We start from the raw sequence: 22,926 nt of genomic DNA, 5'->3' as shown, positions 1-22,926 counted from the left end.
TTTTGCCGACAGCCTGTCGGGCCCGCCCCGGAAGGAACGGGCCCGAAGGAACGGGACGGGAGCGGGTGGCCGGGGCCGCGCGGGAACGCGGCTCAGGCGCCGGCAGCGGCGTTGCGCGAGGAGGGGCGGGACGGGCGGGACGGGCCGACCCAGCGTACGACGGCGCCGATGAGCGCGGCGTCCGTGACGGCGCCCGCGGCGATCCCCGCGAAGTAGACGGCGGTGAACGGGCCGGTCGGCGTGCCCCCGGGCAGTACGAGGCTGACCAGGCTGACCGGGGCGGTGACCAGCCAGGGCAGGATGGCGGACATGGAGGCGTCGGGGTGGGAGACGAGGGTGTCGTAGAGGAAGTATCCGGTGGTGGCGGCGACCCCGGCGAGGTAGACACGGGAGGGCCAGTTGCCCGTGGCCAGGGTGAGCAGTGCCCGGCCGCGGCGGCTGATGCTCATGATGTTCTCCGGTGTGCGGATCGACGAATCGAGTGGCCGGCCCCCTTCTCCGGGCTTCCGGGCTTTGCGCGCCCTACCGGAGGGGGCATGGCCTCACGATGGCGGGTACCCCGTCGCGCCGGCATGAGTACCGGTACCCATCATCGACTGTGCGGTGGGGGCCGGGAGTTGGAACCGCCCGGAACCGGAGAACCACCGAAGGAGTGCCCGATGGGCAGGGAGATCCACCGTGTCGCCGTGCTCGTGCTCGACGGTGCGAAGCCGCTCGACGTCGGCATCCCGGCACAGGTGTTCTCCCAGCGGCCGAGCATGCCCTACGAGGTGCGGGTGTGCGGCGCAGCGCCCGGCCCCGTGACCGGCGGCGACGGCCTCTCGTACCAGGTGGCCGAGGGCTTGGAGGCGCTGGAGCACGCCGACACCGTCTTCATCCCCGGCTACCGGGAGCCGGCGACCACCCATCCTCCGGCGGCGGTCGTCGGCGCGCTGCTGGCCGCCCACGAGCGCGGGACGCGGCTCGCGGCCATCTCGACGGGGGCGTTCGCGCTGGCGGCGACCGGCCTGCTCGACGGCAGGCGTGCCACGACCCACTGGCACTACACGAGGGCGCTCGCCAGGCGGCATCCGCTGGTGCGGGTGGACGAGAACGTGCTCTTCGTGGACGAGGGCGCCGTGCTCACGTCGGCGGGCGCGGCGTCCGGCATCGACCTCTGCCTCCACCTGGTACGCCGCGACCACGGCGTGGGCCTCTCGAACCGCGTGGCCAGACGCCTGGTGGCGGCGCCCTACCGCAGCGGCGGCCAGGCGCAGTACGTCCCGAGGAGCGTGCCGGAACCGCTCGGCGACCACTTCGCGAGCACGCGCGAGTGGGCCCTCAAGCACCTCGCGGAACCGCTGACCCTGGCCGTGCTCGCACGCCACGCGCGCGTGTCGGAGCGCACGTTCTCCCGGCGGTTCGTGGAGGACACCGGCTACACGCCGATGCAGTGGGTGCTGCGGGCCCGCGTGGACCTGGCGCGCGAGCTGCTGGAACGCACCGACCTGGGCGTGGAGCAGATCGCCGACCACGTCGGCCTCGGCACCGGCGCCAACCTCCGCCTGCACTTCCACCGGATCCTGGGCACGTCGCCGACGGAGTACCGGCACACGTTCTCGGCCTGAGCGGGCGTGCGCCGTGGCGCACCGGGGACCGGCGGGCCGGCTGGCGAGATCCTTGCGCACGGTGGCGAGAGGTCGGGCGGGATCCTTGCGCATGTCGTCGTTCACGCCTCTGTCCACAGGGCGCCCGATCGCGGACCGTGGAGACGGAACGAAAGCGGAAGGAACGGAACGAAGGGACCCTCCATGACCCGCATCGGCATCAACGGATTCGGCCGCATCGGGCGCAACACCCTCCGCGCCCTGCTGGAACGCGGCAGCGACCTGGACGTGGTCGCCGTCAACGACCTCACCGCCCCCGGCACCCTCGCCCACCTGCTCAAGTTCGACAGCTCGCTCGGCCGCCTCGGCCGCTCCGTCGAGGTCGACGGAACGGACCTGGTGGTCGACGGCCACCGCATCAAGGTGCTCTCCGAGCGCGATCCCGCCGACCTCCCGTGGGCCGAGCTGGGCGTGAGCCTCGTGCTGGAGTCCACGGGCCGCTTCACCGCGGCGGACGCCGCCCGCGCGCACCTCCGTGCCGGCGCGGAACGCGTCCTGGTGAGCGCCCCTTCCGCGGGCGCCGACGTCACGCTCGCCTACGGCGTGAACACCGACACCTACGACCCCGCCCGCCACGTGATCGTCTCGAACGCGTCCTGCACCACGAACGCGCTGGCCCCGCTGGCGTCCGTACTGGACGACCTGGCGGGCATCGAGCACGGCTTCATGACCACGGTGCACGCCTACACCCAGGAGCAGAACCTCCAGGACGGCCCGCACCGCGACCTGCGCCGGGCACGGGCCGCCGCGGAGAACATCGTGCCCACCACCACGGGGGCCGCGAAGGCCATCGGCCTGGTGCTGCCCAGGCTCGACGGCAAGCTGTCGGGCGACTCGATCCGCGTCCCGGTCCCGGTCGGCTCGCTGGTGGAGCTGAACACCGCGGTCTCCCGCGAGGTCACCCTCGAAGACGTCCTCGCGGCGTACCGCACCGCCGCCGACAGCACCCTCAAGGGCATCCTCGACTACGCGGACGAGCCGCTGGTCTCCAGCGACATCACCGGCCACCCGGCGTCGTCCGTCTTCGACTCGGCGCTCACCCGCGTGGCGGGCAAGCACGTCAAGGTCGTGGCCTGGTACGACAACGAGTGGGGCTTCTCGAACCGCGTCGTCGACACGCTCGAACTGCTCGCACGCGACTGAGCGGGGCGCGCCTGAGCGCGCCGCAGACCGCGGAACCTCAGAGGGCGGGGCGGGACCGGACAAGGTCCAGCTCCGCCCACACGGTTTTCCGCGGCACGGGACCGCGCGCCACACCCCACCGGTCGGCCAGCTCCTCCACGAGCAGCAGCCCGTACCCGGACTCGGCGGGCGGCCCGCCGGCGGCCTCCGCCCGGGCGGGCACCGCGTCCCCCCGGGTGTCGGTCACCTCGATACGCAGCGTCGCGGGCACGTTGACGTAGAGCCCGAGCAGGAACCCCCGCCCGGCAACGCGCGCGTGCAGCACAGCATTGGCGGCAAGCTCGGCGACGACGAGCCGGGCCGGATCCAACGGCAGCCCCCACGCCCGCAGTTGCTCCCCGGCAAGCAGCCGGGCGAGCCGGGCGCCACGGCGGGTGGCGGACAGCGGCACGGAGAACTGGCGCACCGGGGCGTCCGGTTCGACGGTTTCTTGATTCATGTCACACAGCGTGTCCAAGCGTGCATAGGCTGTGAAGGAACGGGGCCCGTGCGGACGGTGGCCGTCCGGGGGACGCCGGTTTCCGTACGGGCCGTACGGGGTGACCGAGCCCGATACCCGACGTTGGACACACAGGGACTCAACGGGGAGGCGACGGACATGCGTGACTCGGACAAGGCTCTGGACGACGACGAGGCCGCGGCCGTGATCAAGTTCGTGAGCAGGCAGCTCAAGCTGTGGCGTCAGTCCGCCGGCCTCACGCAGCCGGAGTTCGGGGCGGCGATCGGCTACGGAGAGGAGCTGGTCTCCTCGGTGGAGCGGGGGAAGCGGATTCCCCGCCCGGAGTACCTGGACGCCGCGGACGAGGCACTGGGCGCGGGCGGCAAGATCTCGGCGATGAAGAAGGACGTGGAGGAGGCGCGGTACCCGAAGAAGGTGCGGGACCTGAAGAATCTGGAAGAGGAGGCGGTCGAGCTATGCGCCTACAACAACACCATCATTCAGGGTTTGCTTCAGACGGAGGAGTACATCCGAGCGTCGGCCGCCATTCACCGAGGACGAGCTTGAGCAGCACGTGACCGCGCGCCTGGCCCGCCAGGACATCCTGGACGAACGGGCACCGCTACGCGTCTTCAGCTTTGTCCAGTGCGAATCGACGCTGCGCCGCCCCATCGGCGGCAAGATGGTAATGCGACATCAGCTCGAACGTCTGCTGGAGGTCGGTCGGTTGAGGAACGTCGACTTGCAGGTCCTGCCCATGGGCCGGGAGGACAATGCCGGCTTGGCCGGCTCGTTCCGGCTGCTACGGCTACAGGACGGCAGCACGGTAGGACACAACGAGGTTCAGCTCGTCAGTCGCGTGATCACCGACCCCAAGGATGTTCAGATCCTGGACATCCGCTACGGGACCATTCGGGCACAGGCTCTCACTCCACGGGAGTCATTGGCCTTCATCGAGAAAGTGCTGGGAGAGACATGATCCGCAAGCCTTCAAGAGAAGACGGACGGGCGACTGAGTGGATAAAAAGCAGCTACAGCACTCCTGACGGCCCCGACTGCGTCGAAGTCGCCACCACCGTGGACACCATCCTCATCCGCGACTCCAAGAACCCCACCGGCCCCCGCCTCACCCTCGCCCCCACCGCCTGGACGGACTTCCTCCCGTACGCCTCCGGGCACTGACAGCACGCACCCGTGGCCCGTCTCCGACGCGACGGACGCGGGCCATGGGAGACATCTAGCTCCGCGCCGGGCACACTGGGGAGGGACCGCCGGGCAGGAGGTGAAAGGTATGAGTGTTGCCCACGAGCACACCGGACCGTGGACGCTGGACGACGTCCTCGCGCTTCCGGAGGACGCGAGGCAGCGGGTCGAGCTGGTCGGGGGCGCTCTCATGATGAGCCCCGCACCCGGCCTACGACACCAACGCGTCAGCTACCGACTGCGCGACCTGCTCGACCAGGCCGCCGAAGAAGCCGGCGCCGACGTCGAGGTCTTCGAGGCCATCAACGTCATCGTCCCGGACGGCCTGCTGATCCCCGACCTGGCCGTGGTCGACGCGGCCGCCGCCGAGGAGGCCGGGGTCGCCGTCTCCGCGCACGACGTTCTGGCCGTGGTCGAGATCGCCTCACCCTCCACCCGGGTTGCCGATCGCAAGCTCAAGCCCGCGCTGTATGCCGCGGCCGGCATCGCGCACTACTGGCGCGTCGAGCTGGAGCCCGCGCCCCGCCTTCTGCCCGCGCGCCTGAGCAACGGCACTTACGTCGATCAGCCGTCACTGCTCGCCGGGGTCGTCACACGGGTGGACGAGCCGTTCGCATTCGAGCTCGACCCCGCGTCCCTGACGCGAAGGTAGCGGCGGCGGTCACCGACCTCGTGACCGCCTGGCGCCCCACGTCCACGCTGGGCGAGCCAACGCGCAACAGCGACACGCTTGCCTCGCTGTTACTGCCCGGATACCGGCGCCCGCTCGTCCAGAAGCCCTTCTCCCCGCAGATCGTCCCAGAGCCGTGCGGGGATCTCCGTGCCGAACGCCGCGACGTTGCGCCGCACCTCGTCTGCCGTCCGCATGCCGACGACGATGCCCGAGACGGCCGGGTGGCGGAGCGGAAAGGCCATCGCCAGCGCCGGCAGCGTCACGCCGTGGGCCCCGCAGACGTCAGCCAGGCGATGTGCGCGCTCAAGCATGTGCGGCGTGGCAGGGCCGTAGTCGAAGGTGGCGTTCTCGGCGGGGCGGGGCGTGGCGAGCAGGCCGGAGTTGAAGATCGAGGCCGCGAGAACCGAGACCCCCCGGTCCGTGCAGGCGGGCAGCAGCTCGTCGAGGGCGCTGTGGTCCAGCAGCGTGTAGCGGCCGGAGAGCATCACCACATCGACGTCCGACTCCTGGACGAGCCGGGTCAGTTTGCCCGGGTGGTACATCCCCGCGCCGATCGCGCCCACCAGGCCCTGGGCGCGCAGTTCGGCGAGGGCCGGGTAGCCGTCGCGCATCGCGTCCTCGAAATGCTCCTCCGCGTCGTGCAGGAAGAGCACGTCGATACGGTCGACGCCCATCCGTTCCAGCGAGTCGTCCACGCTGCGCCGAATGCCGTCCCGGGTGAAGTCCCACACCCGGCGGTGCGTGGCGGGCACCGCGAAGCTCTCGTCCATCCGGCCCGCCGGGTCCTGCGGAACCAGCAGCCTGCCGACCTTCGTCGACAGCGTCCACTCCTCGCGGGGCTTGCCGCGCAGGAGGTCGCCGGTGCGGCGTTCGGAGTGCCCGATGCCGTAATGCGGAGAGGTGTCGAAGTAGCGGATCCCGCTGTCCCAGGCCGCCTCAAGGGCACCCGCGGCGGTCTCGTCGTCCAGCGGCTCGAAGAGCCCGCCGAGCGGACCGCCCCCGAAACCCAGCTCCGTGACGTGCACCTTGCTCTTCCCGAGCCGGTTCTGCCTCATCCACCGCTCCCCTCACATGACTGGTGACGCCGGATCATCCTGCCGGGGCCCGGACCATCTCCCAAGGGGTTTCGCGGCGACATGATCTGACGGACAACGCCTGGCCGTACACCGCCACCCGTACACCCGCCCCCCGTACGCCTGCCTGGGCCGCGTACGGGTGTCAGGTAGGGCGGGGTACGACATGATGAGGACAGGTCCACAGCGCGTCAGCAGAACCCTTCGAACACATCCGGACCGCGAGTAGAAGGCCCATCACCATGGTCAGTGTCACGCAGGAGCAGAAGGACCTGCTCACCCTGTGCGCGTTGCGTGCCGAGCGGAGATCCGTCGACTGGAGTCTCCTTGCACGCACCTGCCAGTCACCGGAGGCCGTGCAGGTCGTCCTCGGCGGAGACATCCCGGAGGAGTCCGCCGTCGCCCAAAGAGCCGTTCCGGTCCTCCGCCAGGCCCTGGCCGGCATCGATGACGCCCGGCAGCGTGTCACCGACGAGCTGGAGCAGGCGGAGGCGGCCGGCGCCCGGCTCGTGACCGTGCTCGACCCCCAGTACCCGGCCAACCTCCGGCTCGTGCCCGACCTTCCGCCCTTCCTGTTCCACCTCGGGGAGCTGGAGGATCGTGATGCCCGCTCGGTGGCCGTGGTCGGCACCCGGAGCGCGAGCGACGTCGGTCTGCGCCGCGCCGCCCGCATGGCCCGCGGCCTCGTCGAGCACGAGGTGGCCGTCTTCAGCGGACTCGCCAAGGGCATCGACAGCGCGGCCCATACAGCGACCCTCGACGCCGGGGGCCGCACCGTGGCCGTACTGGGCACCGGCATCGCCGCGAAGATCTACCCGGCCCAGAACAAGACCCTGGCCGAGCGGATCCTGTCCTCCGGCGGTGCACTGCTGTCGCAGTTCTGGCCGAGCTCGCCCCCGGCCACATGGACCTTCCCCCGCCGCAACGTCGTCACCTCCGGCGCGAGCCGCGGCAGCGTCGTCGTCGAGGCGTCCTCCACCTCCGGCGCGAAGATGCAGGCCAGGATCGCCGCCGCGCACGGCAAGCACGTCTTCGTCCTCCACTCCCTGGCGGCCACCGAGACCTGGGCCCAGAAGATGATCGACGAGGGGACCGCGGTGGAGGTCACCGAACTCGGCGACGTGCTCCGCCGCCTCGGACAGCCCGAGAAGCTCCAGCAGGTCGGCCAGCAGCGATTGCAGCTCGCGCTGGCGGGGTTGTGAGCCGCCGCTTAGACCTGGAACCGTTGGGGTTCCCCAACTGCCCGGCCTGCCCCCACCGGCTGACCGGTAGACCGTCGATCTGTGCGGCCTGTGCCGCCCGCACCCTGCGCCCACTCGCGCCCCGTCACTGCTCCGTATGCAGTCAGAGCTGGAACGAGGGCCAGACCACCTGCCGCAACGCGATCTGCGACGCCGACGTCTCGCAGGTGGCCGACTCCATCGTCCGGGTGGTCGACACTCCGCACGGCAGCCGCCCGTTCCGGGTCCACGTCGATCCCGTGGGCGACGGATCGGAAGAGGTCAGCGCCGTCGCGGACAGCGCCCGGGAGCGGTTCCTCACCCGCCTCGGCCTCGAAGACGTCCTCCACCCCCACTGACACCGCGCCGCAACGCCGGCACCTGGCGGCGCCCAGCGGGGGGCAGTGCACGGTCGTGGCGGCAACGCCCCGTCAGGACGTCGGCGGCACGTCGTCCAGGAGCGCCAGGCGTGCGGTCACGTCATCGGCCAGCCTTCCGAGCAGCCGGCCCAGGTCGCTGCGGTCCTGCTCCGACCAGCCGCTGATGGCGTCCGTGAACCAGCCGAGCATGGACGCCGTGTACCGCTGGGCCGCCTGGGTCCCCTCCGAGGTCGGCTCGATCAGGCTGGCGCGCCGGTCGTGCGGGTCGCTGACACGGCGTACGAGGTTGCGGCGCTCCAAGCCCTGCACCTGCCGGGTGACGTGCGGACCGACGACCTGCATCCGCTCCGCGATCTCCCCGACACGCAGTGGCCTGTCGGCCATGTTGAGCGTCACGAGCACTCCCAGCGCGGGGCGGTCCAGGGCGAGCCCGGCCGCCTCGGCCGCACGCTCGACAAGGCGGCCCCGGCTGATGGCACTGCTCAGCTGCGTCAGCCGCGGCAGGACCGCCAGCACGGATTCCGACGGCTGGTCGGATCCGGGACCGTCCGGTGACTCCGCGTTCAATGCGCCACCTCCACTCGTGCACCCACTCGTGCACCCACTCGTGCACCCACTCGTGCACCCACTCGTGCACCTACTCGTGCACCCATCCGCGCACCCACTTGCATACCTACCTTAGGCATCTATATCGTTGAGCCCATGGTCGCGGCGAACGGTACATCGCGACCACAAAAAGGATACCTAAGGTACGCATCTTCAGTGCGGCCGACGGAAGGAGAATGTCCGTGTACCAGTCCGCGCACCGCAAGGTCCTCATCTCCGGCGCGAGCATCGCCGGCCCGGCTCTGGCCTACTGGCTCACCCGCTACGGCTTCGAGGTCACCGTCGTCGAGAAGGCATCCGCCATCCGCGGCGGCGGCTACCCCATCGACATCCGCGGCACGGCCCTCGACGTCGTCGACCGCATGGGACTGCTCCCGCGGCTGCGCGAGGCGCACGTCGACATCCGGAAACTGTCCTTCCTGGACACCGACGGAAGTCTCATCGCGTCCGTCAATCCCGAAACGTTCTCCGGAGGCACGGAGGGTCTGGACCTGGAAGTGCGCCGCGGGGACCTGGCAGACGCCCTCTACGACCTGGTCCACGGCCAGGTCGAGTTCCTGTTCAACGACTCCATCGCCACCCTGGACGACCGCGGCGACCGCGTCGAGGTGACCTTCGACAGCGGCACCCACCGCGCCTTCGACGTGGTCATAGGCACGGACGGGCTGCACTCGAACACCCGCCGCCTGGTCTTCGGCCCCGAGGAACGCTTCCACCGCTACCTCGGCCACGCCTTCGCCGGCTTCACCCTCCCCAACGACTTCGGCCTCGGCCGGGAAGGGGTCATCTGGTCCTCGCCCGGCAGGTCGGCCGTCCTCTACTCCCACGGCCTCGGCGACCGCGTGCACGGGTTCCTCTCCTTCAGGCAGGAGACGCCCCCCTTCCACGCCTTCCGGGCCCCCGAAGCCCAGCGCGACCTCGTTGCCGCCATGTTCCCCGAGCGCGTCTGGCACATCCCGCGCCTCGTGACCGCCATGCGAGAGGCCGACGACCTGTTCTTCGACGTCGTCAGCCAGATCCACATGCCCACCTGGGCGCAAGGACGCGTCGCCCTCGCCGGGGACGCCGCCCACGCACCGTCGTTCGTGTCCGGACAGGGCTCCAGCATCGCCCTCGTCGGCGCCTACGTCCTGGCCGGAGAGCTGGCCGGCCACTCCGATCACGCGGAAGCCTTCGCCGCCTACGAGCGGAAGGCACGCCCCTTCGTGGAACGGAACCAGGCCCTGGCCACCTCGGGCTCCACCTTCGTCACCCCCGGCACCCAGGAGACGCTCGACCGCCGCAACGAGGCCCTCCGCGACCCCGCCGGCCTGAAGCGAACCGACAGGCAGGCCGCCTACACCGGCATGACGCTCCCGGAATACGGCGACGCCGAACAGCGGGCCACACGCCCCGCCGGCGCGTAGGGGATCCGCGGGCGGGGCCCGGCGTCCCCGGCTGCGTCAGTGCGTTCCGGCTATGCCAGTGCATTCCGGCTATGCCAGTGCGTCCCCGGCTGTCTCAGTGCGCCGTGTTCGACGCCCAGTACACCTGGCTCCCGCTCTCGATCACGACGTTGCCGTCGGCCTGGAGCACGAGGACCGCGCCGCCGTGGCCGTACGTCTGGGAGGCCCAGATGGGCTGGTTGGCGCTGTTGTAGACGACCAGGTTGCCGTCGGACTGGAACACCGCCCTGTTCCCCGAGCCGAAGGTGTTCGAGGCCCAGCGCGCGTGACCGTTCTCGTCGTAGACGACGAGGTTGCCGTCGCCCTGCATCACCATCCGCGCGCGCGTCGCGCTCCAGGACTGCCCGGCGTTCAGCGTGCGCTCGGCTCCGACCACGACGGTGGTGGCGGCCGTCTGCCGGGGCGGGGACTTGTGGGCGGCGGTCGTGTGGTGGCTCGCCGACTGCTTCGCAGTACCGGCGGCGCTCCCGGCCGCCGCGCCCGACGCCGCGTGCTTGGCCTTCTTCTGGGCCTGGGGCACGTGGCTCGGCGATGCCTTCGTCTTGTCGGACTTGTCGTTCTTCGCGGGGGCTCCACGGTGCTTGCCGGTGCCCGACGGAGCGGGGACGGCCGCCGCGTAGTTGTCCTGCGCGGCGTCGCCGGCACCGCCGAGCACGGTGCCCGCGGGGACCTCGTCGTGGCCGGCGGGGTGCTTCTCGTTGTCGTGGCCGCGGCCGAAGAGCATCAGCGGGACACCGATGAGCATGACGCCGGCTATCCCCGCCGCCGCCAGCATGGGCTTTCCCGGGCGTCCCGGGTGCGGTGCGGTCTCGGCCTCGGGCTCGACGGCCGACGCCTGAGCGGCCGTGGCCGCGTCCGTCCTGACACCGGTCAGGCCCTCCGCCGACGCGGCGTCCACGTCCGCCGCCTGCTCCGCGGCCGCGTCGGGCTCCGCCACGGCACCGGGCTCCGCGGCGGCAGAGTGGGCCTCCTGCGCGGCCTGTTCAGCCTGTTCGGCCTGTTCAGCCTGTTCGGCTTGCTCAGCCTGTTCGGCCTCTGCGGCCTGCGCCGGCTGTGCGGGACGAGGCCGCTCCACGGCGGGAGGCTGCTCGACGGCCGGAGGCTGCGCGGCCGGGAGGGACTGCTCGGCGGGGAGCGGCCGCGAGACGACGCCCGACCGCTCCACGGACGCGGCCGCGCCCGCCTCGGCCTCGGCCGGTCCCGCCGCTACCGCCACCGCGCCCGCCCCGGGGGCGGGGTCCTGCGCCGCTTGTCTCTGCGGGGTCAGTGCGGCCATGGTCGCTGCGGCGACGGCAGTGTCCGGGGACGCTGCCTGAGTGCCTGACGTCTGCCCCATGTGAAGTCCAAGCGTTCAGAAGCGGTTGGGCTGGTCCCTTGATGATTCCATGACCACACCCGCCACAGGAACCGCTTCCCTTACCGAAGTAGGCATCAACTCCGCATCAACTGCGGCGAACCACAGGTGCGTTGACGGACCAGGGACCGGCGCCGGAGATCAGCGGTCCTTGAACCCCTCGACGGCGCCCCGGGCCATCTCGTTCGCCGCGTCGCTCCCGGCGTGCCCCGCGTCCTCGAAGATGTGGAGCCGCGCGCCCGGCCACGCCTTCGCCAGCTCCCACGCCGTCTGCACCGGGCAGCCCATGTCGTGCCGGCCCTGGACCAGCACGCCCGGGATCCCGGCCAGCTTGTGGGCGTTCCGCACGAGCTGGTCCTCCTCCAGCCACGCGCCGTTGCTGAAGAAGTGGGCGCAGATCCGGACGAACGCTATCCGCGCGTCGGTCTCGCGGTCGCTGTACATGCCGGGCACGTTGCTCGGCTCGCCCGAGATGACCGCGTCCTCCCAGGCGAGCCAGTCGGCGGCGGCCTTCTCGCGGATCGCCCGGTCGGGGGTCTCCATCAGCCGCGCGTAGGCGGCCAGCAGGTCGCCGTCCCGATCCTCCTCGGGAACGCCGTCGCGGAACCGGTCCCATGCCTCGGGCCGGAACCGCCCGGCGCCCCGGTAGAGCCAGTCGATCTCGCTGGGGCTGGCCGTCGTCACCGCCTGGAGGGTGATCTCGCTGACCCGCTCGGGGTGCTGCTGCGCGTAGGCCAGGGCCAGCGTCGTGCCCCAGGAGGCGCCGGTCACCAACCAGCGTTCTATGCCGAGGTGCTCGCGCAGCCGCTCCATGTCGTCGATGAGGTGCTGCGTGGTGTTCAGAGCCATGTCCGCGGCAGGGTCGCTGGCGTGCGGGGTGCTACGACCGCAGTTGCGCTGGTCGAAGCGGACGAGGCGGTAGCGCTCGGGGTCCCAGGCCCGCGTCGGCCGCCGCGGTGCGCCGGCCCCGGGGCCGCCGTGGACGCTCACGGCCGGCTTTCCCTCGGGGTTGCCGAGCTGCTCGTAGTAGATGCGGTTGCCGTCCCCGGTGTCGAGGAACCCGTGATCGTAGGGACCGGTCGGAGGATAAAGGGCCACCATGGGACGGCAGGCTAACGATCCGCCCAAGCACGATCACCCGATTTTTCCCCGGCTACCTCGGCGGGGTGGGGTGCCGGGGCGGGAACGTGGCAGCGGCGGGCGAGGGTCGGCACGTACGACGGAACGACGGAACGGCGGAACGACGTCACGGCGGCACGCACCCGCGCTACCGGTGCGTGCCCCGCCGCGCGGGCCCGTCAGTGCCGCGTGTGGGATGCCCAGAGCGTCTGGCCGCCCCACTGGATCACTACGTCGCCGTCGTCCGTGAACATGAGCACGGCGCCGTTGTGGCCGCCGGTACCCGAGGACCAGAGGGGCGCGTTGGCGCTGCTGTAGACGACCAGGTTGCCGTCGGACTGGAACACCGCCCTGTTCCCCGTACCGGACGTGTGGGTGGACCAGCGCGTGCGCCCGTTCTCGTCCTGGATGACCAGGTTGCCGTTGCCCTGCATCACCATGCGCGCACGCGGCGCGGACCAGGACTGCCCGGCGCTCAGCGTCCGGTTCGGGCCGACCACGACGGTGCCGCCGTCGTGCCGCCCCGAGTTCTGGTAGCCGTGGGCCCAGCGCTCCCAGGAATCCGAGCCGGCACTCTGGTGGCCGGTACGGCCGGACCCGGCGGTGCTCCCGCCCGTCGTGCCCGGTGCCGCGTGCCTGGCCGTCTTCGGGGCTCCCGGCAGGTTGCTCGGCGACGCCTTGGCCGCCTCCGTCTTCTCGTTCGCCGCGGGGCTCCCCCGGTGTTTGCCGGTCGCGGACGGGGACGGGGACGCCCCGTCGAGGCCGCTCTTCGCACCCTCGTCGTCCGCGCTGCCGAGGGCGTTGCCCGCCGGCGCGTCGGCTCGGTCGGTGACGTCCTTGTGCTGGTCGTGGCCGCGGCCGAGGAAGAGGAAAGGGACGCCGATCAGCAGGGCACCGGCGACCCCCGCGGCCACCACGACGGGCTTCTTCCGGCGACCCGGCTGCGGTGCCGGTACCGGTGCCGCGGCGGACTCGGTCGCGGTCCCGGGTGCCGCGGTCGCGGATTTCCCGGTCGGGGGTTTCCCGGTCGGGGGCTTCCCGGTCGCGCGGGTCGAGGCCGCGGAGGTGGCCGCGACCGTCCTCGCGGTGCTCAGGCCCTGGGCGGCATGCCCGGCGCTGCCAGGGCCCTGGGCCTGCTTCTCGCCGCCACGACCCTGGGCATGCTGCCCGGCGCTGCCACGGCCCTGGGCCGGTTTGGCACCGCTCCGGCTCGGGCTCGGCTTACTGCCCTTGCCTTTGCTGCCCTTCTTCCTGCCGGCCGCGGAGCCGGTGGCCGTTTGTGCGGCGTCCGCACTCTGCTTGGCGGACGGCCGCCGTGCCGTGGCCCCAGGAGGCTGCTCGACAGGAGCAGGCTGCTCGACCGGCGGGGGCTGCTCGGGAGGAAGGGGCTGCGAGGCGACCGGCCGCGCCGCGGGCTTGCCCGCCTGCCCGCCTGCCTTGGCCCCGGCTCCCTTGGCAGCGGTTCCGGACGCGGTCTGCGCCGCCGGCCCCGCCGGAGACGGCACGGTCCGGGGATCGGGCCGCTTCCCGGCCCCCGCCGGGGTCTTGCCCGGACTCCCGGCCCGCCGCGGTGTACCGGCGCCGCCCCCCTTGCCGGCGCGGCCTGACGTCTGCCCCATGTGAAGTCCAAGCGTTCAGAAGCGGTTGGGCTGATCCCTTGATGATTCCATGACCACACCCGCCACAGGAACCGCTTCCCTTACCGAAGTAGGCATCAACTCCGCATCAACTGCAGCGAACCACAGGTGCGTTGACGGACCAGGGACCGGCGCCGGAGATCAGCGGTCCTTGAACCCCTCGACGGCGCCCCGGGCCATCTCGTTCGCCGCGTCGCTCCCGGCGTGCCCCGCGTCCTCGAAGATGTGGAGCCGCGCGCCCGGCCACGCCTTCGCCAGCTCCCACGCCGTCTGCACCGGGCAGCCCATGTCGTGCCGGCCCTGGACCAGCACGCCCGGGATCCCGGCCAGCTTGTGGGCGTTCCGCACGAGCTGGTCCTCCTCCAGCCACGCGCCGTTGCTGAAGACGTGGGCGCAGATCCGGACGAACGCTATCCGCATCCGCGCGTCGTGCCTTGGCCTGCTCGTCGTAGAGGACCCTCGGCGTCCCGGAACCTGCTCATGACGTCCGGACGCGCCCCAGGTCAGGAGTGTGGACGTCCCGGGGTGTCCCCATTCTCCCGCTCCGTCTGGTGAGCGCGGCGAAGTAGCTGGACGCTACTGCCCGAGCCGGTCGACACCGGTGAACCACCAGCGCCCGAGGCCGCTCGCGTGCCTCTTCAGGCTCGCCGCCTGGGCGTGACGACAGCGGTCGCCAGAGGCGGCCCTACCCGACAGAGAAGGATGACCGACGTGCGGAGAAAACTCCTCGCAACCCTGGCCATAGCCGCAGGCGCCACAGCGGCGTTCGTGGCACCCATGAGCACGGCTTCGGCGGCGCCCGCCGTCTCCACTACCACCGTGTCGGCGTCTCCCATGTCGGCGGACGCCTACACCTGGTACGGAAGCTACGCGACCAAGACGGGCTGCAACGCGGCCGGCTACGCCCTCCTGTACGAGGGCAACATCCACGACTTCCACTGCGACGGGACTCCGTACGGGCCGGGTGGCACGGACATCCACTACGACCTCTGGGTGCTCTGACCCACCGACGGGCGGTTGCCCGGACACCCCTACGTGGCCGGGCGGCACCGTGGCGAACCGACCGGCCGGGCCGGGCAGGCTCGGCCGCGGGAGCGCCGACACGCACGACGGCCCGCACCGAGTTCTCGCGAGTTCTCGGTGCGGGCCCCCCGGCGCGGCCACGCCAGGGGCCACGCCCGGCCCCGGTGCGAGCGCCCTACGTGGTCGTCCGCCTCCGCCGCGCCCCGGGGCGCCGCTCGCTCGGGCGGGTCACCGGATCGCCCGCCTCCACCGCCGCCTCGCGGCGCCCGGCGCCGAACTGGGCCAGGGCCTCCGCCAGCGCGTTCACGGACGGCTCGGGGGACATGACGTCCACGCGGAGCCCGTGCTCCTGTGCCGTCTTGGCCGTGGCGGGGCCGATGCACGCGATCACGGTGACGTTGTGCGGCTTGCCGGCGATGCCGACGAGGTTGCGGACCGTCGACGACGAGGTGAAGAGGACCGCGTCGAAGCCGCCGCCCTTGATCGCCTCGCGGGTCTCCGCCGGCGGCGGGGACGCGCGGACCGTGCGGTACGCGGTCACGTCGTCGACCTCCCAGCCCAGCTCTACCAGGCCGGCGACCAGCGTCTCCGTGGCGATGTCGGCGCGCGGCAGGAACACCCGGTCGATCGGGTCGAAGACCGCGTCGTACGGCGGCCAGTCCTCCAGCAGGCCCGCCGCGGACTGCTCGCCGCTCGGCACCAGGTCCGGCTTGACGCCGAAGGCCACCAGCGCCTTCGCGGTCTGCTCGCCCACCGCGGCGACCTTGATCCCGGCGAACGCGCGCGCGTCGAGGCCGTACTCCTCGAACTTCTCGCGGACCGCCTTGACCGCGTTCACCGACGTGAAGGCGATCCACTCGTAGCGGCCCGTGACCAGGCCCTTGACGGCGCGTTCCATCTGCTGCGGGGTGCGCGGCGGCTCCACGGCGATGGTCGGCACCTCGTGCGGCACGGCGCCGTAGGAGCGGAGTTGGTCGGAGAGCGACGCGGCCTGCTCCTTCGTGCGCGGGACCAGCACCTTCCAGCCGAACAGCGGCTTGGACTCGAACCAGGACAGCTGTTCGCGCTGCGCGGCCGCCGAACGCTCGCCGACCACGGCTATCACCGGGCGCCCGCCGTCCGGCGACGGCAGCACCTTCGCCTGCTTGAGGGTCTGCGCGATCGTGCCGAGCGTCGCCGTCCAGGTGCGCTGGCGGGTGGTGGTGCCTCCGACGGTGACGGTCAGCGGCGTGTCGGGCTTGCGCCCGGCGGCCACCAGCTCACCGGCCGCCGCGGCCACCGTCTCCAGCGTGGCGGAGACGACGACGGTGCCGTCCGACGCGCCGACCTCCGTCCAGCACCGCTCGGGTGCCGTGCGCGCGTCCACGAAGCGGACGTCGGTGCCCTGCGCGTCACGCAGCGGCACCCCGGCGTAGGCGGGCACGCCGACCGCCGTCGCGATGCCGGGCACGACCTCGAAGGGCACGCCCCCCGCGGCGCAGACCAGCATCTCGTCGGCGGCGGTGGTGTCGAAGCCGGGGTCGCCGACGACCGCACGGACGACCCGCTTGCCGCCCCGCGCGGCCGCCATGACAAGATTGGCGGCGTCCCTCAACGCAGGGACGTCAGCGGTTCTTGACGCGCTGTCAACAGACGCGCCGTCGCGGACCGCCGGCAAAGACGTGCCCGATTCCCCGGCCGGGGCCGTGCCCGAACCGGGTTCCGTGCCCGTGCGGGCCTCCAGGTGCGCCGCCATGGCCGTGTCCCACACGGTCACGCCTGCTCTGGTGTGCGCACGGACCACATCGAGCACATCGGGCTCGGCGATCAGCACGTCGGCGCTGGCCAGCGCCTCCACGGCACGCAGGGTCAGCAGCCCCGGGTCCCCCGGACCGGCGCCCAGGAACGTGACGTACCCCTGCGCGGTGCCGGGCGCTCTCGCGGCGCCGGTGGCACCCGGGGCGGCCCTTCCGTTGGGTGCGGCCGTGCCGCGGGCGGAGTGGGTCGGGTGGTTCGAGGTGGTGGGGCTCAAAGTGCTCGCTCCCCCATCAGACCGGCCGCGCCTTTGGCGAGCATCTCGGCGGCGAGCTCACGGCCGAGCGTCACTGCCTGGTCGTGCGACTCGGGCACGGGACCGGTGGTGGACAACTGCACCAGTGTGGCGCCGTCGGGGGTGCCGACGACGCCGCGCAGGCGCATTTCCTTGACAATCTGCCCGTCGTCCTGGGGGTCCCCCCACTCGACGAGCGGAGTCGAGAGTAGGGGGAGGTCGGCCAGCGCTCCCACGGGTGCGCTACAGCCGGCTTCCAGGGCGCCGAGCAGGGACCGCTCCGCGGTCACGGCGGCCCGCGTGTACGGGTCGTCGAGCTCGCCGAGCACGGCGGCGAGGGGGGCGTTCCACGCCGCGCACTCGACCGCGAGTGCCCCCTGGCCGGGGGCGGGCAGAACCGTGTCGACCGACAGGAGGTCGGTCACCTCGGCGCTCCGTCCGAGGCGGTTGAGCCCGGCCGCGGCGAGAACCACCGCGTCCAGCTCACCGCTCGCCACCAGGCCGATCCTGGTGTCGACGTTTCCGCGCACCGGAACGGTCCTGATGACCGCCCCGTGGTCGCGTGCGTAGGCGTTCAGCTGCGCCATCCGGCGTGCCGAACCGGTGCCGATCCGGGCGGGCCCGTCCGAGGACGCCACCAGCTCGGCGAACGTGAGGCCGTCGCGCGCGATCAGCACGTCCCGCGGGTCCTCGCGGGGCGGCACCGCGGCCAGCACCAGCCCCTGGGGCTGTGCGGTCGGCAGGTCCTTCAGGGAGTGCACGGCGAGGTCGACGTCGCCGCGGAGCAGCGCGTCCCGCAGGGCGGTCACGAAGACGCCCGTGCCGCCGATCTGCGCCAGGTGCTCGCGTGTGGTGTCCCCGAACGTGGTGATCTCCACCAGCTCGACGGGTCGGCCCGTCACCCTGCGTATCGCCTCGGCGACCAGTCCGGACTGGGCCAGGGCGAGCTTGCTGCGCCGGGTCCCCAGGCGCAGCGCGCCGGTTCCCGCGTCCCCGCCGGGTGCCCTGGCACCGGGCCCGGGTGGTTCCCCGGTCCCTGGGATGTCCCCCCGGAAATTGCGGTCGGTCATGCTCGCCCTCGGTTCTCGCCGTCGTCGACGGCCGCCTCGTTCAGGTCGTTCAGGTCGTTCCGCCCGGCCCGGGAGACGGAGGCGACCGTCTCCGGGTCGAGGTCGAACAGGGTCCGCAGCGCGTCCGCGTACCCGGCGCCGCCGGGCTCGGCCGCGAGCTGCTTGACCCGTACGGTCGGCGCGTGCAGCAGCTTGTCGACGACGCGCCGCACGGTCTGCGTGATCTCCGCGCGTTGCCTCACGTCGAGCTCCGGCAGGCGCCCGTCCAGACGGGCGATCTCGCCGGCCACCACATCGGCGGCCATGGTACGCAGTGCGACGACGGTCGGGGTGATCCGCGCGGCGCGCTGGGCCGCCCCGAACGCCGCGACCTCGTCGGAGACGATGCCGCGCACCTTATCCACATCGGCGGCCATCGGGGCGTCCGCGGAGGCCGCGGCCAGCCACTCCAGGTCGATGAGCCGGACCCCGGCGAGCCGGTGCGCCTCGGCATCGATGTCGCGCGGCATGGCGAGGTCGAGCAGCGCCAGCACCGGCGGCCCTGACGGTGACTGCTCGTGCCTCGGGCCGCGCCGCTCGGGCACCCGGCCGGCGGCCGCGGCGGCGGCCAGCAGCGCGATGGCGTCCGCGTCGGCGGCGGGGTCGTGCACCACGCCGCGTGCGGCGGGCCGGGCCGGTGCGCCGATGCCCTTGTCGACCCAGGCGGCGTGCTGCTCCAGCGCGGCGGCGTCCATGCCGGCCACGGCGGCCTCGCCCTGCACGGAGAAGCCTCCGGCGGCCTCCTGCACGGCGGTCAGGTCGACGGGGCAGGGGTCGCCCTTCGCGGTGGCGGACCCGGCCTCGCCGGCCGCCCCGGCCTCCGGGGTCTCCTGGAATGCTCCGGAACGGGACGCGCCGGAAGGGGACGCGCCGGAACGGGACGCGCCGCCCGGCCCGGTGGATCCGGTCCGGCCGTCCTGGCTCCGGCCGTCGCCGTCCGTGCCCGAGGCGTCCGGGCGGGCGGCGCCGGGCGGCAGCCGGTCGGCGATGGCGGCGGCCACGTCACGCGCGGTGAGGACGAGACCGGTGGCGCCGGTACAGGACACCACCACGTCGGCACGTGTCAGCTCGTCCCTCACCTGGGCCATGTGGACGGCTCGGGCGGTCGCGGACGTGCCGCCGTGCGGGCCCTGCCCCTCGCCGTTGCTCTCGGTGAGGATCCTGGCGAGGCGCTCCGCGCGCGCGTGCGTGCGGTTCGCGATGACGACCTCGGCGACGCCGGCACGCGCGAGCGTCGCCGCGGCCAGCGACGACATCGAACCGGCGCCGATCACCAGCGCCCGCTTGCCCGCGGCCCAGGCGCGCACGGCGGCCTCGGCGCCGTCGCCGGTGCCGGAGTCCGCGAGCTGCTCCAGGCCGAAGGTGACCAGCGACTGCCCGGCGCGGTCGATCCCCGTCTCGGAGTGCGCCCGCTTGCCGGTCCGCAGCGCCTGCTGGAACAGCTCGTTGACCATGCGGCCCGCGGTGCCCAGCTCCTGGGCCGTGGCCAGGGCGTCCTTGATCTGCCCGAGGATCTGGCCCTCGCCGACCACCATCGAGTCCAGGCCGCAGGCCACCGAGAACAGGTGGTGGACGGCACGGTCCTCGTAGTGCACGTACAGGTACGGCGTCAGCTCGTCGAGGCCCAGGCCGCTGTGCTGGGCGAGCAGCGTGGACAGCTCGGAGACGCCCGCGTGGAACTTGTCGACGTCCGCGTACAGCTCGATGCGGTTGCAGGTGGCGAGCACCGCGGCCTCGGCGGCGGGCTCCGCCTCGACGGTGTCGTGCAGCAGCTTGGCGGCGGCGTCCGCGGAGAGCGCGGCGCGCTCCAGCACGCTCACCGGCGCGCTGCGGTGGCTCAGTCCGACGACCAGCAGGCTCATGCCGGCATCACGGCGGGGATGTCCCCGTCGGGCCCCTTCGGGCCGGTTCCCGGCGCGGTGGCGCCCGGTCCCGTGGCGGCGGCTTCCGGTGCGGCGGTCCCCGGGTCATGGCCCTGCGGGGACTGGGGGGAGTCCGGGGACTGCGCGGCGGCGGCTCCTGCGGCGCCCGCGCCGGACTCCGGGACGCCGCCCGTGACCGCGCCCGCAGCGTCTGCGAAGGTGTCGGCCGGCGGTGCCACCGGGGCTCCGGGGGCCGCGGCGGCAACCGTGCCGCGCGCCGCGCCCTCGCCGGTGCCCGGGCGCTCGCCGCGCTCGCCCCGCTCCTCGCGGTCCTCGCGCTCCTCGCCGTTCTTGCGCTGCTCGTGGAAGGCGAGGATCTGGAGCTCGATGGAGAGGTCGACCTTGCGGACGTCCACGCCTTCGGGCACGGAGAGGACGGTCGGGGCGAAGTTCAGGATGGACGTGACGCCGGCGGCCACCAGGCGGTCGCAGACCTGCTGGGCGGCGCCGGCCGGGGTGGCGATCACGCCGATCGAGACGCCGTTGTCGTGAATGATCGTTTCAAGCTGGTCGGTGTGCTGCACCGGGATGCCGGCGACCGGCTTGCCCGCCATCGACGGATCGGCGTCGATGAGCGCGGCGACCCGGAAGCCGCGCGAGGCGAAACCGCCGTAGTTGGCGAGCGCCGCGCCCAGGTTTCCTATGCCGACGATGACGACCGGCCAGTCCTGGGTGAGGCCCAGCTCGCGGGAGATCTGGTAGACGAGGTACTCGACGTCGTAGCCGACGCCCCGGGTCCCGTAGGAGCCCAGGTAGGAGAAGTCCTTGCGGAGCTTGGCGGAGTTGACCCCGGCCGCGGCCGCCAGCTCCTCGGAGGAGACAGTGGGAACCGATCGCTCCGACAACGCGGTGAGTGCCCTCAGGTACAGCGGGAGCCGGGCGACGGTGGCCTCGGGGATTCCTCGGCTGCGGGTCGCCGGTCGGTGCGTTCGGCCTGTTGCCACGATGCTCCTGCGGGTAGAGCGGGGCTGTGGGCGGTCATGCGTCCCGGGACCGCCCCGTCGTATGCAGGCTATGTCTTTGTGAACGCGTGCACAAAGATTGTGTCCGAATTGCCCGTCCAACGTGACCGGGGTCACGCGTCCCGGGAACCGGCCGGAAGATCCGCCTCTCAGGCGGCTCCGTTCCTCAATGGATGAGGGCAAAGCCGAACACACTCCTCACGATCTTCGCCCCCGAGATCCGACCGCCTTCGATCGTAAGCGTCATTCGGCCCCCGTTGCGCCGTCTGACATGACTGTTCCATCACGAACGACACACGCGACACGGGATGTCCGCGATACGAGACGGAGCGCCGCGGCCGTACGAGGCGCAGCGCCGCGGCCGACGGGCGGGCCCTACGCGTGAGCGCGCGGGCGGGCCCTATGACGTGAGCGGCCCTACGACGCGGGCGGGCGCTACGACGTGAGCGCGCGGCGCAGGCGGTCCGGGTCGACCCGCCAGAAGTCGTGCTGGGCGCCGTCCACCAGCACCACCGGGATCTGCTCCCAGTACTCGCGGTGCAACTCCTCGTCCTGGGTGATGTCGCGCTGCTCCCAGGTGGATCCGAGTTCGGCGCAGACCTTCTCCACCACGGCCTGCGCGTCGTCGCACAGATGACAGCCCGGCTTGCGGATCAGCGTGACGACCCGCTCCTCGGGGGGCTTCTTCCGGGGCCGCCGGAACACAGGGCTCATGCCCCCATTCTGACCCCGCTCCGCCCGCATTCAACGACTGGTCGCGGAGAGTTCACGCATCGCGAATCCGGGGGACTCCAGAGCATCGCACGAACTGGCTATGCTCACGTCATGTCCGCTCTGGGATGGCTCCCCCACCGCAAGCACTCCGCCACCGCGCGGAGCGTGCTGGCAGGTGAAGCCTCGGCCGAGGCCGCGCGCCAATCGTCCCTCGGGGAAGCCGCCGCCGCGGAGTTCCCCGTCATCGGGGACGAGAAGGCCGCCGCCTTCTTCGACCTGGACAACACCGTGATGCAGGGCGCCGCGCTCTTCCACTTCGGCCGCGGCCTGTACAAGCGGAAGTTCTTCCAGCGCCGCGAACTTGCCCGGTTCGCCTGGCAGCAGGCGTGGTTCCGGCTGGCCGGCGTCGAGGACCCGGACCACATGCAGGACGTCCGCGAGTCCGCGCTCTCCATCGTCAAGGGCCACCGTGTCGCCGAGCTGACGTCCATCGGCGAGGAGATCTACGACGAGTACATGGCCGGGCGGATCTGGCCGGGCACGCGCGCGCTCGCGCAGGCCCACCTGGACGCCGGGCAGCGGGTCTGGCTGGTCACCGCCGCCCCCGTGGAGACGGCCGCCATCATCGCCCGCAGGCTCGGCCTGACCGGCGCGCTCGGCACCGTCGCCGAGTCGGTCGACGGCGTCTACACCGGCAAGCTGGTCGGGGAGCCGCTGCACGGCCCGGCGAAGGCGGAGGCGGTGCGCGCGCTCGCCGTCGCCGAGGGCCTCGACCTGTCCCGGTGCGCGGCCTACAGCGACTCGCACAACGACATCCCGATGCTCTCCCTCGTCGGCCACCCGCACGCCGTCAACCCGGACACCAAGCTGCGCAAGCACGCCCGGGAGCACGAGTGGCGGCTGCGGGACTACCGCACCGCCCGCAAGGCGGCCAAGGTCGGGCTCCCCGCCGCGGCGGGCGTCGGCGCGGTCGCCGGGGGCACGGCGGCGGCGATCGCGTACTCACGGCGCCGCCACACGTGAGCCTGACGGCTCGGGCGACCCCGGAAGGGGTGCGGGGCTGTATCGATATGCGGCTCCGCCGCGCGGGCACGAGCAACCACCACCTGCCGGTGGTCGGGAAGACCAGAACCAGCCCCTTCAGGCCGGTGACGACCCGACGGTCACGTCGCGGCTCGTCGCTCCCCCAC

Annotated in this window: 21 protein-coding genes and 2 pseudogenes; 10 read left to right on the top strand and 13 right to left on the bottom strand. The window is 72.4% G+C overall.

Annotated features, from left to right (window positions below; translation table 11 throughout):
- Positions 1 to 92 precede the first annotated feature (92 nt).
- The gene (locus tag Sm713_RS01840; RefSeq protein WP_212907954.1) at positions 93 to 449 is read right to left on the bottom strand and encodes an SCO4225 family membrane protein; all 357 of its coding nucleotides are present in this window, start codon (positions 447 to 449) and stop codon (positions 93 to 95) included.
- A gap of 210 nt (positions 450 to 659) precedes the next feature.
- Between Sm713_RS01840 and Sm713_RS01835 the strand changes: the two genes are divergently transcribed.
- Together Sm713_RS01835 and gap are read left to right on the top strand one after the other, a co-directional pair.
- Positions 660 to 1,607: a GlxA family transcriptional regulator gene (locus Sm713_RS01835; protein ID WP_212907953.1), complete on the top strand. Its 948-nt coding sequence runs from the start codon at positions 660 to 662 to the stop codon at positions 1,605 to 1,607.
- Positions 1,608 to 1,790: 183 nt separating this feature from the next.
- Complete coding sequence (gene gap, locus Sm713_RS01830) at positions 1,791 to 2,789, top strand: type I glyceraldehyde-3-phosphate dehydrogenase (protein WP_212907952.1); 999 nt, start codon at positions 1,791 to 1,793, stop codon at positions 2,787 to 2,789.
- A 37-nt stretch (positions 2,790 to 2,826) separates the two neighbouring features.
- Here gap and Sm713_RS01825 read toward each other — a convergent pair whose 3' ends face one another.
- Positions 2,827 to 3,267 carry an ATP-binding protein gene (locus Sm713_RS01825; protein ID WP_212907951.1) on the bottom strand — a complete coding sequence of 147 codons (441 nt, stop codon included), beginning with the start codon at positions 3,265 to 3,267 and terminating at the stop codon, positions 2,827 to 2,829.
- Positions 3,268 to 3,426: 159 nt separating this feature from the next.
- On the opposite strand from Sm713_RS01825, the pseudogene Sm713_RS01820 reads away from it, so the two are divergent.
- The 3 genes and pseudogenes from Sm713_RS01820 (at position 3,427) to Sm713_RS01810 (ending at position 5,122) form a co-directional block, all read left to right on the top strand.
- Positions 3,427 to 4,246, top strand: a pseudogene (locus tag Sm713_RS01820) (helix-turn-helix transcriptional regulator).
- Complete coding sequence (locus Sm713_RS01815; RefSeq protein ID WP_212907950.1) at positions 4,243 to 4,449, top strand: DUF397 domain-containing protein; 207 nt, start codon at positions 4,243 to 4,245, stop codon at positions 4,447 to 4,449. Before Sm713_RS01820 ends, Sm713_RS01815 begins: the two are co-directional and overlap by 4 nt.
- Before the next feature lie 109 nt (positions 4,450 to 4,558).
- Positions 4,559 to 5,122: a Uma2 family endonuclease gene (locus tag Sm713_RS01810; protein WP_212907949.1), complete on the top strand. Its 564-nt coding sequence runs from the start codon at positions 4,559 to 4,561 to the stop codon at positions 5,120 to 5,122.
- Between the two features lie 89 nt (positions 5,123 to 5,211).
- Here Sm713_RS01810 and Sm713_RS01805 read toward each other — a convergent pair whose 3' ends face one another.
- Entirely contained in the window at positions 5,212 to 6,198 is a 987-nt protein-coding gene (locus tag Sm713_RS01805; RefSeq protein ID WP_212907948.1) for an aldo/keto reductase, read from the bottom strand.
- 260 nt (positions 6,199 to 6,458) lie between these two features.
- Between Sm713_RS01805 and Sm713_RS01800 the strand changes: the two genes are divergently transcribed.
- A complete protein-coding gene (locus Sm713_RS01800; RefSeq protein ID WP_212907947.1) occupies positions 6,459 to 7,418 on the top strand; it encodes a DNA-processing protein DprA in 960 nt (319 codons plus the stop codon).
- Positions 7,415 to 7,795 (top strand): hypothetical protein, encoded by a 381-nt coding sequence (locus Sm713_RS01795; RefSeq protein ID WP_212907946.1) that lies wholly within the window; start codon positions 7,415 to 7,417, stop codon positions 7,793 to 7,795. The genes Sm713_RS01800 and Sm713_RS01795 overlap by 4 nt, the downstream gene beginning before the upstream one ends.
- A 72-nt stretch (positions 7,796 to 7,867) precedes the next feature.
- On the opposite strand, the gene Sm713_RS01790 is transcribed toward Sm713_RS01795, so the two are convergent.
- The gene (locus tag Sm713_RS01790) at positions 7,868 to 8,383 is read right to left on the bottom strand and encodes a MarR family winged helix-turn-helix transcriptional regulator (protein WP_212907945.1); all 516 of its coding nucleotides are present in this window, start codon (positions 8,381 to 8,383) and stop codon (positions 7,868 to 7,870) included.
- Positions 8,384 to 8,598: 215 nt separating this feature from the next.
- Between Sm713_RS01790 and Sm713_RS01785 the strand changes: the two genes are divergently transcribed.
- Positions 8,599 to 9,828 carry an FAD-dependent monooxygenase gene (locus tag Sm713_RS01785; RefSeq protein WP_212907944.1) on the top strand — a complete coding sequence of 410 codons (1,230 nt, stop codon included), beginning with the start codon at positions 8,599 to 8,601 and terminating at the stop codon, positions 9,826 to 9,828.
- Positions 9,829 to 9,922: 94 nt separating this feature from the next.
- On the opposite strand, the gene Sm713_RS01780 is transcribed toward Sm713_RS01785, so the two are convergent.
- From Sm713_RS01780 to Sm713_RS01765, 4 genes are all read right to left on the bottom strand, one after another.
- Complete coding sequence (locus Sm713_RS01780; RefSeq protein ID WP_212907943.1) at positions 9,923 to 11,143, bottom strand: hypothetical protein; 1,221 nt, start codon at positions 11,141 to 11,143, stop codon at positions 9,923 to 9,925.
- 219 nt (positions 11,144 to 11,362) lie between these two features.
- A complete protein-coding gene (gene pip / locus Sm713_RS01775; RefSeq protein WP_212907942.1) occupies positions 11,363 to 12,322 on the bottom strand; it encodes a prolyl aminopeptidase in 960 nt (319 codons plus the stop codon).
- A 197-nt stretch (positions 12,323 to 12,519) separates the two neighbouring features.
- Entirely contained in the window at positions 12,520 to 13,257 is a 738-nt protein-coding gene (locus Sm713_RS01770; RefSeq protein WP_212907941.1) for a hypothetical protein, read from the bottom strand.
- 861 nt (positions 13,258 to 14,118) lie between these two features.
- Positions 14,119 to 14,397 carry an alpha/beta hydrolase gene (locus Sm713_RS01765; protein WP_212907940.1) on the bottom strand — a complete coding sequence of 93 codons (279 nt, stop codon included), beginning with the start codon at positions 14,395 to 14,397 and terminating at the stop codon, positions 14,119 to 14,121.
- A 357-nt stretch (positions 14,398 to 14,754) separates the two neighbouring features.
- On the opposite strand from Sm713_RS01765, the gene Sm713_RS01760 reads away from it, so the two are divergent.
- Positions 14,755 to 14,979, top strand: coding sequence for a hypothetical protein (locus Sm713_RS01760; RefSeq protein ID WP_212907939.1), 225 nt, complete (start codon positions 14,755 to 14,757; stop codon positions 14,977 to 14,979).
- Between the two features lie 196 nt (positions 14,980 to 15,175).
- Here the strand turns inward: Sm713_RS01760 and Sm713_RS01755 are convergent, their stop codons facing one another.
- From Sm713_RS01755 to Sm713_RS01735, 5 genes and pseudogenes are all read right to left on the bottom strand, one after another.
- Positions 15,176 to 16,882, bottom strand: coding sequence for a uroporphyrinogen-III synthase (locus Sm713_RS01755; RefSeq protein WP_249416488.1), 1,707 nt, complete (start codon positions 16,880 to 16,882; stop codon positions 15,176 to 15,178).
- A 125-nt stretch (positions 16,883 to 17,007) separates the two neighbouring features.
- Positions 17,008 to 18,099 (bottom strand): hydroxymethylbilane synthase, encoded by a 1,092-nt coding sequence (gene hemC, locus Sm713_RS01750; protein ID WP_212907937.1) that lies wholly within the window; start codon positions 18,097 to 18,099, stop codon positions 17,008 to 17,010.
- Positions 18,096 to 20,000, bottom strand: a complete 1,905-nt coding sequence (locus tag Sm713_RS01745; RefSeq protein WP_212907936.1) for a glutamyl-tRNA reductase — start codon at positions 19,998 to 20,000, stop codon at positions 18,096 to 18,098. Before Sm713_RS01745 ends, hemC begins: the two co-directional genes overlap by 4 nt.
- A gap of 331 nt (positions 20,001 to 20,331) precedes the next feature.
- Positions 20,332 to 21,004, bottom strand: a pseudogene (locus Sm713_RS01740) (redox-sensing transcriptional repressor Rex); the annotation flags it as partial.
- 453 nt (positions 21,005 to 21,457) lie between these two features.
- Positions 21,458 to 21,736, bottom strand: a complete 279-nt coding sequence (locus Sm713_RS01735) for a glutaredoxin family protein (RefSeq protein WP_212907935.1) — start codon at positions 21,734 to 21,736, stop codon at positions 21,458 to 21,460.
- A 111-nt stretch (positions 21,737 to 21,847) separates the two neighbouring features.
- Here Sm713_RS01735 and Sm713_RS01730 point away from each other — a divergent pair, with 111 nt between their 5' ends.
- Complete coding sequence (locus tag Sm713_RS01730) at positions 21,848 to 22,759, top strand: HAD family phosphatase (RefSeq protein ID WP_212907934.1); 912 nt, start codon at positions 21,848 to 21,850, stop codon at positions 22,757 to 22,759.
- The last annotated feature ends 167 nt before the right edge of the window (positions 22,760 to 22,926 follow it).

Origin of the sequence: Streptomyces sp. TS71-3 (assembly GCF_018327685.1) — a bacterium.
Lineage (GTDB): Bacteria > Actinomycetota > Actinomycetes > Streptomycetales > Streptomycetaceae > Streptomyces.
The sequence above is the reverse complement of the archived record's forward strand: the minus strand, read 5'-3'. Positions and strand labels throughout refer to the sequence as shown.